Here is a 12,857-nt window from a genome sequence, read left to right on the forward strand (position 1 = left end):
GGGATATTCTTAAAGAAAACATAAAAATGAAAAATTCTGGTTTCTAATCTAAAAAAAATAAAATTATTGAGATTGAAGGGCGATAAACCAACAAAAATTACCAGTAAAATCGTACATTACACAGTAATAATCTGATCTACCAATCATTAAAATTCTAAAAAACCATCTTTAAAACAATCGATTGTTTGTTTTCATAAAAAAACCTTTCATTTTCATGAAAGGTTTTTAAAACAAATTCTAAGAAATAAACTTTTTGTCTTCTAAACAATCGCTACTAAAGTATTTCTATAAAAATGCACGATTATAGTAACGCCAATCATCGTAAGCTATTTGCATCTACTATACATTATAATAATAACATACTTAACGTTCTTTGGCTATCACATAACTCAAATTAGAATTAATGATTTTAATATTTACAAATCAAAATAAATTCCTTTAAAAATTAAAATTGAATTTTGCATTCCAAAATATTTCATGTTTTGGCACATTCAAACTATAAAATTCAGCAGCCCTGTTTGATACGCCCTCTTCTTTTTCAGCAAGACCGCGAACTAATCTTCTCTGCAAAATCTTTCTTCTAAAATTAGTCTTATTGATTTTAATGCCTAAGATTATTTCATATAAATGAATTACTTGAAGCAAAGTAAATTTTTCAGGCAAGAGATTGAAGCCAACTGCGCTACAGCAAATATTCTTTCGCAATTCCTTAATGCTGAAATCAATTACTGCCATATATTTTTCCTCTAAATCAGCGATATTGTGTACGTCAACCCAAATCACATTAGATTGCAATTCGTCATCATCAATTTTTTTTTCTTTGATCACCATTGCATAATATCCGATTGAGATATTTTCGCGAAATGATGCTGATGAGTGATAGCCAAATGCCCGTAATTGTTCCAAAAAGAAGTCATCTTCTGAAATATACTTTTTCAAAATCTTTTGTGCCGTTTTTAATATTGTCTGCCCCTCTTCCAAACTGGCACTAGGCAATCTCCAGTTACCATTCGTTGCATCATTTTCATTTTTGACAAGCAAAACTCTTAGGCTTCTGTCTTCAAAACAGAATATTACACAGTCAATTTCTATCTTATTTTCTTGACTTAAATTAAAACCTACTCTCTCTTCTGAGTCTTCTTTTTTCATAGAAAATAAAATTAAAACTCTCTTCTAATCAAATAATCTTCTTATTCCGTAGGGATCAATCGTTACGATCGAACCGTCTTCCAGATAGTCGATTTTGGTCACTTTCATGCTTCTCAAATGCGTCACCCCTTTTGAAAGGCTCGAATCATGGTAGAACAGATACCACTCGCCTTCCACTTCGCAGATCGAATGGTGCGATGTCCAGCCTATCACCGGATTCAGGATTCTTCCCTGATACGTAAATGGTCCGTACGGACTGTCTCCAATAGCATAGCAGATGAAATGCGTGTCGCCTGTCGAATAGGAGAAATAATATTTTCCGTTGTATTTGTGCACCCACGAAGCTTCAAAAAAACGGCGCGCATTATCCCCTGCCAGAAGCCCATTTCCGTTTTCGTCCAAAATCTGGATTTCTCTCGGCTCTTCGGCGAACTCGAGCATATCATCTCTTAACAAAGCCACAATCGGCCCCAAGGCTTTTTCACCCGCAAGAGGCTCTTCGTTGTTTTCATGATATTCATTATTGCGGTATTTCTGAAGCTGTCCGCCCCAGATTCCCCCAAAATAGATGTAATGTTTCCCATCTTCATCTTCAAAGACCGCAGGATCGATGCTGTAGCTGCCTTTTATGGCGTCCTTTTCAGGAACAAAAGGTCCGACTGGCGAGTCCGAAACCGCTACGCCGATCTGAAAAATTCCGCTGGCGCGTTTGGCAGGGAAATACAGATAATACTTTCCGTTCTTATGTGCGGCATCGGGCGCCCACATCTGCTTTTCGGCCCAGGCAACGTCATCCACATGCAATGCAACCCCATTGTCGACGGCTTCCGATGAAATGTCCTCCATCGAAAAGACATGGTAATCCTCCATTCCGAAATGGTCGCCGTTGTCATTAAATGGAATCCCCGCATCGATGTCGTGCGACGGATAAATGTAAATCTTTCCGTTGAATACATGCGCCGAAGGATCGGCGGTGTAGATATGGGAAACTAAAGGCTTGGAAATTGCCAGATTGCTTATTTCTTCAAAATTAATGTGTTCAATGCTGTCTTCAGGCATAGTGATATTTTTCTTTAATAATTAACTTCTTCTTTCTTTCAGTTCCGTTTCGGTGAAATCTAAAAATTCTGTGAACTGAATTTTATTCTCTTTGCTTGGCTATACAATTGTCTCTTTTTCACAATCGCTAGGATAATAGTTTCAGAAATGGCAAAAATAATATTGTTTTCTGACAAAAACAATCGGTTGTGTAAAATTATACAAAAAAACATACTATGCAAATTAAGTTTGCTTTATTTAGGCTCTTTCTAATCAACAACCGATTGCTAAATAAACTTAATCAAAAACTTATTAAATTCTAGTTCGGCTAGTTTTTTAAGACTTTCAAATTCAAAATATTCATAGTATTATTTCCTTTAAATTAATGTGACAAAAAAGAAACTGCTATTACATAAAATGCAATAGCAGTTTCTTTTAAGGACAAAAAAATTTTAAACTTTCTTCGAAGATTCACGCACCAATACTTCAGTATTTAGAAAAGTGATTTCTTTTGCTTCTTCTTCTTTATGAAATTCTATAGTATCAATGACAATATTTGCTGCCGCTTTTCCCATTTTTTCTGCAGGATGGGTAATCGTTGTAATATTCGGCTCGATTATCTCTGAAATGGGATCATTGTTAAAACCAATTACAGCAAAATCCTGCGGAACTTTAATTCCTTTCTTTTTTGCTGTTTGTACGGCGCTAACAGCAAGAATGTCTCCTGGCGCAAAAAGTCCATCGGGAGGCGATTTTAGCCCAAACAGTTTATTGCAGGCTTTAACGCCAGCATCATAAGTCATTGCTTTCAGATTTATAATCAATTCCTCTCTCAATGGCAGACCATAATCAGCTAGTGCATCTATATAGCCTCTTTTTCTTTCATTATAAAGATTGCCGAATTCAGCACCTGCTGTCATATGTGCAATTCTTTTACAGCCTTGTTCTATCAGGTGTTTTGTTGCTTTATATCCTGCCGTATAATTATCAATAACCACCCTAAAAGTATTAAAGTCTTTAGGCACACGGTCAACAAATACAAGAGGAATATTATTATTTGAAAATTGCTGAAAGTGAGAAGTATCTTTTGTCTCCATTGCCAACGAACAAATAACACCGCTGACCCTACTGCTATAAAGCGATTTAGTCATATTAACTTCTTCTTCATAAGAATCATGCGACTGCATAATAATAACGGAGTAATCAGATTTTCTGGCAGTGATTTCGATACCACTGATCAAAGATGATAAGAAAGGCTGTGTGATAGTTGGAATTAAAACGCCAATAGTTTTAGATTTGTTGCCTCGTAGTCCTGCTGCCAAAGTATTGGGAACAAATCCCATTTCTTCGGCTGTCTTTTTCACTTTCTTAATAGTCTTATCACTTATGGTATGATGGTCTTTTAAAGCTCTTGAAATTGTCGATGTAGCCAGATTAAGTCTCTTTGCAATATCATAAATTGTTACATGTCTGTGTTCTTCCATTTACTATATGATTAGTCGTAAATTTTAAATATAATTTAAAAAATCGGTCAAGTATTTCAACACTATTATTCTCCACTTTACCAACGAATTTACTGAAAATCAATATAAAATGAAATTTTTATCATAAAAAATCATCAATACTACAGTAAAAAGGCATTATTTTTTAAATAATGATCTAAAGTTAAAATATTTTTCTTTTCTTTACACAATCGGTTGCAATTTATTTTTTAATAAAAATGCGACACTCCATCAGTTCGCAACATCAGTAAAAATTATTCATATGAAAACAAAAAAATTAAAGTATCAAATTCTGGTATTAATCTCGCTTTGGTGTACGGCACAAAACAAAGACCCTAAATTTCCATTTCAAAATACTGATCTTACTTTTGAAGAACGAGTGGAAAACTTGGTGAGCCAATTAACATTGGAAGAAAAAGTAGCGCAAATGTTAAATGCGGCACCTGCCATACCACGGCTGGGAATTCCTGCTTATGACTGGTGGAACGAAACGCTTCACGGCGTTGCAAGAACTCCCTTTAAAACAACAGTTTTTCCACAGGCTATTGCAATGGCCGCTACTTTTGATAAAAATTCACTTTTCAAAATGGCCGATTATTCTGCTCTAGAAGGCAGAGCCATTTACAATAAAGCTGTCGAGCTTAATAGAACCAACGAACGCTATTTAGGACTTACCTACTGGACGCCAAACATTAACATCTTTAGAGATCCAAGATGGGGACGCGGACAAGAAACTTACGGAGAAGACCCTTATCTGACGGCTGTTTTGGGCGATGCTTTTGTAAAAGGCCTTCAAGGAGACGATCCTAAATACCTAAAAGCCGCGGCTTGCGCAAAACACTACGCTGTCCATAGCGGACCAGAATCTTTGCGCCACACTTTTGACGTTGATGTAACTCCATATGAACTTTGGGACACCTATTTGCCTGCTTTCAAAAAACTAGTCACCAACTCCAAAGTTGCAGGGGTTATGTGCGCCTATAATGCCTTTAGAACCCAACCTTGCTGCGCCAGTGATATCTTAATGAATGATATTCTAAGAAATCAATGGAAATTTACGGGTTATGTTACCTCTGACTGCTGGGCTATTGATGATTTTTTTAAAAACCATAAAACACATCCTGATGCGGCATCTGCTTCAGCCGATGCAGTGCTTCATGGAACCGATATCGACTGCGGAACGGATGCTTATAAATCACTTGTTCAAGCTGTTAAAAATGGTCAAATTACCGAAAAACAAATTGATGTTTCTGTAAAACGCCTTTTTATGATCCGTTTCAGGTTGGGTATGTTCGATCCGGTATCAATGGTAAAATATGCTCAAACTCCAAATTCGGTTCTAGAATCTGATGAGCATAAGGAGCATGCTCTAAAAATGGCTAGACAATCTATAGTACTGCTTAAAAATGAAAAAAATACGCTTCCATTGAGCAAAAAATTGAAAAAGATTGTTGTTTTAGGTCCAAATGCAGATAATTCAATTTCTATACTTGGAAATTATAATGGAACTCCATCCAAACTAACAACCGTTATACAAGGTATTAAAGGAAAAGTAAGCCCTGAAACTGAAGTAGTTTATGAAAAAGCCATCAACTTTACAAATGACACTTTGCTGGTTTACAAAGATCTTAAGAGCCGTTATTCTTATGAAGGAAAACAAGGTTTTAAAGCTGAATACTTTAATAACAATACATTATCTGGCACACCTGAAACTATAAGAACTGAATCTGAAATAAATAATTTCTGGCAGGAAGGAGAAATGGTTACCCAAAACATCAAAGCCAATCATTTTTCGGCACGCTATACTACTAATTTTAAAGCAGATGAAGATGGTTCTATTACTTTTGAAATCGCTGCAGATGACGGCTATAGATTTATTGTTGATGGAAAAGAAGTTATAGACGCTTGGGGGAAAAACAGATGGGGAGCAAAAACCTACAAACTGCAAACCAAAAAAGATTCTGTTTACAAATTAGTGTTGGAATACTGGCAAGGTGAAGGAAAAGCTGAAGTAGCTCTGCAAGCAGGGAATTTTATAAAAACAGATTTTGCTAATCTAATTGAGCGACATAAAAATGCAGATGCTTTCATTTTCGCTGGAGGTATTTCACCTCAACTTGAAGGAGAAGAAATGCCTGTTGACGCGCCTGGATTTAATGGCGGAGACCGCACTTCTATCATGCTTCCAGAAGTACAGACAAGACTTTTAAAAGCGCTTCAATCTTCTGGAAAACCAGTAGTTTTTCTGATAATGACCGGTAGTGCAATAGCTGTTCCGTGGGAAGCTGAAAATATTCCCGCTATACTCAACATTTGGTATGGAGGACAATCTGCAGGAACGGCCTCAGCAGATGTCATTTTTGGCGACTATAATCCTGCAGGAAGGCTTCCCGTAACCTTTTATAAAGGCGATTCTGATTTACCTTCTTTTGTTGATTATAAAATGGATAATAAAACATATCGTTACTTTAAAGGCATTCCTCTATACGGATTTGGCTATGGTTTAAGCTATACTGAATTTAAATACAGCGGACTAAAAACTCCCGCTAAAATAAAGAAAGGACAGCCAGTCACTATTTCTGTTAAGGTTACCAACAGTGGAAAAATGGAAGGAGAAGAAGTGGCGCAATTGTACTTAATTAACCCGAATACATCAATAAAATCACCTTTAAAAAGCCTCAAAGGATTTGAAAGGTTCAATTTGAAACCTGGCCAAAGTACAGTTGTCAATTTCACACTTTCTCCAGAAGATCTTTCTTATGTAACAGAAAGCGGAAACTTAAAGCCTTATGAAGGTAAAATTCAAATTGCCGTTGGAGGCTCTCAGCCAGATGAAAAAAATCAAACAAAGAGTAATAGTATAACTCAAACTTTAGAGATAAAAAATTAATTATTAATTCCTGCAAACTTTAATTTATTCGCAGGCGTGTTATTAGCATTTATAAAAAAACTAAAAAATGGACAAGACAATAGACCAATTATCGGCAGATAATATTAGAACCTTAGCAATATCAATGGTTGAAAAAGCCAATTCTGGACATCCCGGAGGATCAATGGGAGGAGCAGATTTTATGCATATTTTATATTCTGAATATTTAAAATATGATCCAACCGAAATGAACTGGATTTACAGAGATCGTTTCTTTATGGATGCTGGGCATTTATCGGCTTTAATGTATGCTCAGTACTATCTTTTGGGAAATTATGAAAAAACCGATCTTGAAAACTTCAGACAGTGGGGTTCTGTAACGCCTGGACACCCAGAAATTGATGTAAAGAGAGGAATTGAAAACACATCAGGTCCGTTGGGACAGGGACATGTTATGGGAATTGGAGCTGCCATCGCGGCCAAATTTCTATCGGAAAAATTCGACAATTTATTCGATCATAAAATATACGGTTTTATAACAGACGGAGGTGTTCAGGAAGAAATTTCGCAGGGAGCAGGAAGAATTGCAGGACATTTAGGGCTAAACAATTTTATCATGTTTTATGATTCTAATGATGTGCAATTATCTTCCATGACCGACGAAGTAACCAGTGAAAATACAGCCGCAAAATATGAATCTTGGGGATGGAAGGTCATCACTATTGACGCTCACAATCATACTCAAATACGCTCTGCACTAAACGCCGCAAATGCCGAATTAAAAAGGCCTACGCTTATTATTGGAAGAACAATTATGGGAAAAGGCTGCGTTACTTCTGACGGAACATTATACGAAGGTCAATGTGAACTTCACGGCAAACCAATCGGAGCAACAAAAGCGGACTTTATAAAAACACTCGAAAATTTGGGCGCTGATCCAAAAGATTCTTTTGCCATTTACAGCAGCGTTGAAGACCATTATAAAAAAGTTTTAGAACAAAAAACTAAGGATGCTGCTGAAAGAAAATCAAAAATTTTGGCTTGGGAAAATCAAAATCCTGAGTCTGCCAAAAAGATAAAACAGTTTTTCAGCGGAGAACTTCCTGAAATGGACTTCGGCTCTATAACTCAAAAAGCTAATGCGGCAACACGCGATGCCTCCGCAGAAGTTTTAGGCTATTTGGCCGAAAAAGTGGAAAACATGATTGTTTCTTCTGCAGATTTGTCGAACAGCGATAAAACAGATGGTTTCTTGAAAAAGACTTCAGTGATGCAAAAAGGTAACTTTAGCGGAGCATTTCTTCAAGCTGGTGTTGCCGAACTTACTATGGCCGCAATTGCAAACGGAATGTCTCTGCATGGAGGAGTAATTCCTGTTGTCGCGACTTTCTTTGTTTTTTCTGATTACATGAAACCCGCCATGCGTCTTGCGGCAATTCAAGAACTTCCTGTAAAATATGTATTTACGCACGATTCGTTTAGAGTTGGAGAAGACGGACCAACCCATCAGCCAATTGAACAAGAAGCTCAAATTAGGCTTTTAGAAAAAATTAAAAACCATTCGGGGCATCAGAGCTTTTTAGCACTGCGCCCAGCTGATGCAACTGAAACTTCGGTAGCATGGCAAATGGCAGTTGAAAATAAAATAACTCCGACGGCATTAATACTTTCCAGACAAAACATCAAAGATCTTCCGTACAAGGATCCAAAGTTCGAGACGGCGTCACAAGCTAAAAAAGGCGGTTATCTGGTTAAAGAAACCCAAAATCCAGATCTTACTTTAATTGCAAACGGATCTGAGGTTGCCACTCTTTTAGAAGCGGCTTCTGAATTGGAAAAAACAAAACAATTAAAGATAAATGTTGCTTCGATAATTTCTGAGGGCATTTTCAGATCTCAAGCAAAAGAATATCAAGAAAGTATAATTCCAAAAGACGGATTGGTTTTCGGTTTAACGGCAGGGCTTCCTATAAATCTTGAAAGTTTAGCAGGTTCCAGAGGAATTGTATACGGCTTAGATCATTTTGGCTACTCAGCACCAGCTTCGGTTTTAGATCAAAAATTTGGATTTACGGCTGAAAATATTAGCAATGAGATATTGAAGTATTTGGAAACTCAGAGACAATAGAAACTAAACCATTCTATACAATTAAAAAGCCAGAAAAAGAATTTCTGGCTTTTATGATTTTCAAAAATGAGTAAACATTATTCCTTTTGATCTACAAAAACATATAGCTTTTGAACTTTATTGTTTTCAATCACAAACAAATCCATACCGCTAACAACAGATGGTTTTGCTTTTGAACCAAATTGCCAATACAATCTCACTATATTATGATTGGTTTCAATAGATTTGGCTGAAAACCTAAAATCAGGATTTTTAGTTTGAAGCTCTACAATGAATTTACTGATATCTTCAAATCCTTCAGCAATAAAATGACGATCTACCATTTCTACATCAGCAGCGTAAACTTGATTCAATAAAACTTTACGTTTTACTTCGTCTCTTTCATTCCATATCTTCAGATGATTTTCCACTATCAATGTGTTCTTTTTAGAATCAAAATCATCAACCGTTTTTTTGATTGTTTTATTTTTTGGAGACCATAAGACCGTTTTTGGGTTTGCTTTCTCGTAACCTTTTCCGCTTGGATAAGAAACCAATTCCATTTTAGAGCCCCAAGGTGTTTCAAAATAAACCCAAGATTCACCTGCTGTATCTCCAGAAGGCATTGTAAATGGTTCTCCTATTATTTTTACGCCTTTACTTTTTAAATATTCTACCGCTGCATTAATATCATTTACATAAAAAGCAATATGAGACGCTCCAATATCATCTGTTTTGGGATGGATTTTACTTCCTTTATTATCAGCATATTCAAACACTTCTATACTTGCTCCATTTCCTGCATTAATCATTTTTATAGTTACGGCTCCAGTATCAGGATTAATATGGTTTAGCTTTTTCCATTCAGCGTCAAGCGGAATTGGCCCTAATTGTGTTACGGGTGTAAAACCAAGCACATCACTAAAGAATGTAACGGCTTTATTAAGATCTGGAACATTAATCCCGACATGATCAATTCCGACAACTCCTGCACTATTTTGTGCTACTGTTTTATCTGAGGCAGAAAATAATATTAGTAAATGAAGCATTGCTGCCGCTGATGTTTGTACTTTTTTATTCGATTTTTTATAATTTGTTCTCATGAATATATTTACGTTTGTTATTCTTAAATTCAATTAAAAGGGAAATTAATTAGTGTACGCTGCAACCCATCTTGCTTTAATATTGGCGCGGGCTTCTATAAATTCTTTGTCGGTTCCTTGAGCAATGGCATCAAGCGGAAAACGAAGCGGTCTCTCCCCTTTTTTCATATTTACCAATTCCAGAATACCATCCGCTATTGTTTGCGGATTCATTTCAAACTGAGCCATTTTACCAAATAATGCTGTCCCTAATGCATTGAATTTTTCAGTTGCTGCATCACCGTATTCTTCAATAATTGCTGTTTTATCTGCATGAATACCAGCTTTCGATCCGTTATTCATTTCGGTTGGATAAACTCCAGGTTGGATGCTCACATTTTCAATTCCGTAATCTGCAAGTTCATCTTGTAATCCTTCTGTAAAGCTTTCTACTACCAATTTTGATGCGATGTACGGAATCATAAAAGGAAGTGTATGTCCGCTTGCTCCAGTTGTAATGTTGATAACCAAACCATTTTTTTCTTTTCTCATAGAAGGAAGCACTGCCTGATACATACGAAGCACGCTATAAACGTTTACATCAAACATTTTACGAACCTGATCAATTGAATATCCTTCTAAAAGACCGAAACCGCTTACTGCCGCATTATTAATTAAGACATCAATTTTTCCGTATTTAATGATTACTTTTTCAACTGCATTTCTAACTGATGCGTCATCTGTAACATCAATATCTACTACTTCAATATTTTCTATTGCTTGAAGTTCTTTCGCGGCAGCGGCATTTTTATCATTTGTGTTTCGCATTCCTGCAATTACTGAGTGACCAGCATTAGCTAATGTTACCGCTGTTAATTTTCCAAAGCCTGTACTTGTTCCTGTAATGAAAATTGTTTTTGACATGATTTCTATTTTTTAAATGTTTATAATGTTTGTTTCTTTTGAACATTACAAAGTTGCGTCTAATGCAAAACCTGTACATTGATTAGAAATAAGTAAAAACTTGATATAGATCAAGAGTTTGAAAGCGGACATAAAAAAAGGAGCTCTAAAAGCTCCTTATAGATTTATTTCTTTGCGGTTTGTTTCCGAATGCGACTTAGTGTTTCTGGTGTCATGCCCAGATATGAGGCAATCATAGTTTGGGGAATCCTTGAAGCAAACCCTGGATATTTATTTATGAAGTTTAAATATTTCTCTTCTGCTGTTAATGTCAGTGATGCCTGAATTCTGTTTTGAGCGGCTATAAAACTTCTTTGCAGAATAGCATTGACCATATTATTAAATGCTGGAATTTCTCGACATAGCAATTCAAAGTTTTCATGGGTAAACAGTATCAGCTCGGTATCTTCAATAGCGTCAATATTAAAACGAGAGGGCTGCTGCAACATTAAACTTTCACGATCGCCTGTCCACCAGTTTTCAATACTAAAACTGTTTACGTGTTCACTGCCTTTTTCATCAACGGTATATGTTCTTACACAGCCTTGAGTTATAAAAGCATCGTATTTCCAGATGTCTCCTTCTTGGAGTAAATACTGTCTTTTACGAAGTTTTTTACTTATAGCAAATGATTGTATACGTTCTGATTCAGCCTGAGTCAATTCAGCTTTTTCGTCAAGATATTTTTGGAATATTTCATACATAGCATGTAAAATTATGCAAAAGGCTTCTGACCAACAAATTCAAAGTGAAATTGGACAAAACAATATTTCATCAGTTATTTTAATACCTATTATATAAAAGCTCGATGTAATAATATAAAAATCAAGCACTAAGGTTTACTAATTTTAAAATAATTAAAAAAGAAGCTGAAAAAACATTCGATGCTTTTTTGGAGAAAGTTTAAAAATTATAAAAAAGGAAATCATGGAAAATAATAAGCAAAATCTAGAAAAAAACGAAGAAGAGCTTACCAATCAAAATGCAAACAGTGCTTATAGCGGATCTGGAGGTATGCAACCTGGAGGCAGTAATGGTGAAGCCGGACGATTAAGCGATTATGATGAGGAAAATACAGAGGAAAACTCTACTTCAAATGAAAAGAAAAATCATAATCCAGAAGGAAAAAGTGTTGAAGAAGCAACCGATCCTTCAAAACTTACTAAGATTTAAAAAATCACATTTGTATAACATTAAACTAAAAGAATATGTCAAGAGAAAATTACGATAGCTACGATCAGGAAGATCTTATCTATCACGCAGCAGATCATTCGGCAAGCGATTCAATCAATTCTGAAACTATGGAGAAAAAAGATCCAGCCATCAATCAGCACGAAGACGAGTCACAGAGACACAAACACACTCCTGAATATCAAGAAGGAGAAGAAAATGAAAATGACACCACTGATCCTTTCTTTCAAAAAAATGCGCCTATTGCGCAAGATTTAGATGAAGATCTTAAAGGGGAGGACGACAACGATGATGAGTTTGATAATGATGCAAACAGAAGAACTTTAGACGAAACAAAACCTGATGAAGATGAGGATGATGAAGAGTAAATCAATGCTTCTTTGTTTCAAAAAGTAAATCCTGAAAAGAAAGTTTTAAAAATTCTTTTCAGGATTTATTTTATTGGCTAATCTTTTTGCGAGTTTAATCTGCAACATATTTATTATTCCAATACAGCATTAATAAAAGCGTTACGATAATACACGAGGCGGTTCCTTCAAAAAGCAAAGAAAGACAATAAGAAGTTACCGATGGCTCTCCTCCAAACATAAAAGCTTCTGATAATGATTTTACATATTTATCGCCTCCTTTGGCATAACTGTAAATAAGAAGAGCCACTATGCTTATCACGACAGCAGTAAATGAAGTAACCATAGCCGATATGGCATTGGGAACAAATTCGTTTTTTCCTTCGGCAAGATTCATTTTCAAACTTCGGTTTACACCATAAAAAATGAAAATTACATTTAAAAGCCTTAAATAAAATAGATTCGAAAGATTTAATAGCTCCATCAAAAGAAAGAACAATGCTATTCCGACGAATATTAAAAATCCGTTGATAATTTCTCTTTGCAATTTCATAATTATAGTTTTTAATTCAACAATAATCTAACAAACAATAAATTACAAAATAACTT

The 12,857-nt window shown here is 35.6% G+C and carries 11 protein-coding genes; 4 read left to right on the plus strand and 7 right to left on the minus strand.

Going from position 1 to position 12,857, the window contains the following annotated elements; translation table 11 throughout:
- Positions 1–438: 438 nt before the first annotated feature.
- The 3 genes from BLP44_RS21940 to BLP44_RS21950 all read right to left on the minus strand — a co-directional run bounded on the left by BLP44_RS21940 (position 439) and on the right by BLP44_RS21950 (position 3,671).
- The gene (locus tag BLP44_RS21940) at positions 439–1,149 is read right to left on the minus strand and encodes an NUDIX hydrolase (protein WP_091136330.1); all 711 of its coding nucleotides are present in this window, start codon (positions 1,147–1,149) and stop codon (positions 439–441) included.
- Between the two features lie 24 nt (positions 1,150–1,173).
- Positions 1,174–2,208 (minus strand): glycoside hydrolase family 43 protein, encoded by a 1,035-nt coding sequence (locus BLP44_RS21945; protein ID WP_066032551.1) that lies wholly within the window; start codon positions 2,206–2,208, stop codon positions 1,174–1,176.
- Positions 2,209–2,639: 431 nt separating this feature from the next.
- On the minus strand, positions 2,640–3,671 hold the full coding sequence (locus BLP44_RS21950) for a LacI family DNA-binding transcriptional regulator (protein ID WP_091136333.1): 1,032 nt from the start codon (positions 3,669–3,671) through the stop codon (positions 2,640–2,642).
- Positions 3,672–3,951: 280 nt separating this feature from the next.
- On the opposite strand from BLP44_RS21950, the gene BLP44_RS21955 reads away from it, so the two are divergent.
- The gene (locus BLP44_RS21955) at positions 3,952–6,579 is read left to right on the plus strand and encodes a glycoside hydrolase family 3 C-terminal domain-containing protein (protein ID WP_091136335.1); all 2,628 of its coding nucleotides are present in this window, start codon (positions 3,952–3,954) and stop codon (positions 6,577–6,579) included.
- A gap of 67 nt (positions 6,580–6,646) precedes the next feature.
- Positions 6,647–8,686, plus strand: a complete 2,040-nt coding sequence (locus BLP44_RS21960) for a transketolase family protein (protein WP_091136339.1) — start codon at positions 6,647–6,649, stop codon at positions 8,684–8,686.
- A gap of 77 nt (positions 8,687–8,763) precedes the next feature.
- Here BLP44_RS21960 and BLP44_RS21965 read toward each other — a convergent pair whose 3' ends face one another.
- The 3 genes from BLP44_RS21965 to BLP44_RS21975 form a co-directional block, all read right to left on the minus strand.
- Positions 8,764–9,768, minus strand: a complete 1,005-nt coding sequence (locus tag BLP44_RS21965) for a VOC family protein (RefSeq protein WP_091136342.1) — start codon at positions 9,766–9,768, stop codon at positions 8,764–8,766.
- Between the two features lie 45 nt (positions 9,769–9,813).
- Positions 9,814–10,671, minus strand: coding sequence for an SDR family oxidoreductase (locus BLP44_RS21970; protein ID WP_091136346.1), 858 nt, complete (start codon positions 10,669–10,671; stop codon positions 9,814–9,816).
- Between the two features lie 164 nt (positions 10,672–10,835).
- On the minus strand, positions 10,836–11,414 hold the full coding sequence (locus tag BLP44_RS21975; RefSeq protein ID WP_091136350.1) for a Crp/Fnr family transcriptional regulator: 579 nt from the start codon (positions 11,412–11,414) through the stop codon (positions 10,836–10,838).
- Positions 11,415–11,637: 223 nt separating this feature from the next.
- Here BLP44_RS21975 and BLP44_RS21980 point away from each other — a divergent pair, with 223 nt between their 5' ends.
- Both BLP44_RS21980 and BLP44_RS21985 read left to right on the plus strand, forming a co-directional pair.
- Complete coding sequence (locus BLP44_RS21980) at positions 11,638–11,883, plus strand: hypothetical protein (protein ID WP_008467852.1); 246 nt, start codon at positions 11,638–11,640, stop codon at positions 11,881–11,883.
- Between the two features lie 35 nt (positions 11,884–11,918).
- On the plus strand, positions 11,919–12,269 hold the full coding sequence (locus BLP44_RS21985) for a hypothetical protein (RefSeq protein WP_091136354.1): 351 nt from the start codon (positions 11,919–11,921) through the stop codon (positions 12,267–12,269).
- A 94-nt stretch (positions 12,270–12,363) separates the two neighbouring features.
- On the opposite strand, the gene BLP44_RS21990 is transcribed toward BLP44_RS21985, so the two are convergent.
- On the minus strand, positions 12,364–12,801 hold the full coding sequence (locus BLP44_RS21990; RefSeq protein ID WP_008467857.1) for a hypothetical protein: 438 nt from the start codon (positions 12,799–12,801) through the stop codon (positions 12,364–12,366).
- Positions 12,802–12,857: the final 56 nt, after the last annotated feature.

This window comes from Flavobacterium anhuiense, assembly GCF_900101855.1.
In the GTDB taxonomy this organism is placed as follows: Bacteria; Bacteroidota; Bacteroidia; order Flavobacteriales; family Flavobacteriaceae; genus Flavobacterium; species Flavobacterium anhuiense.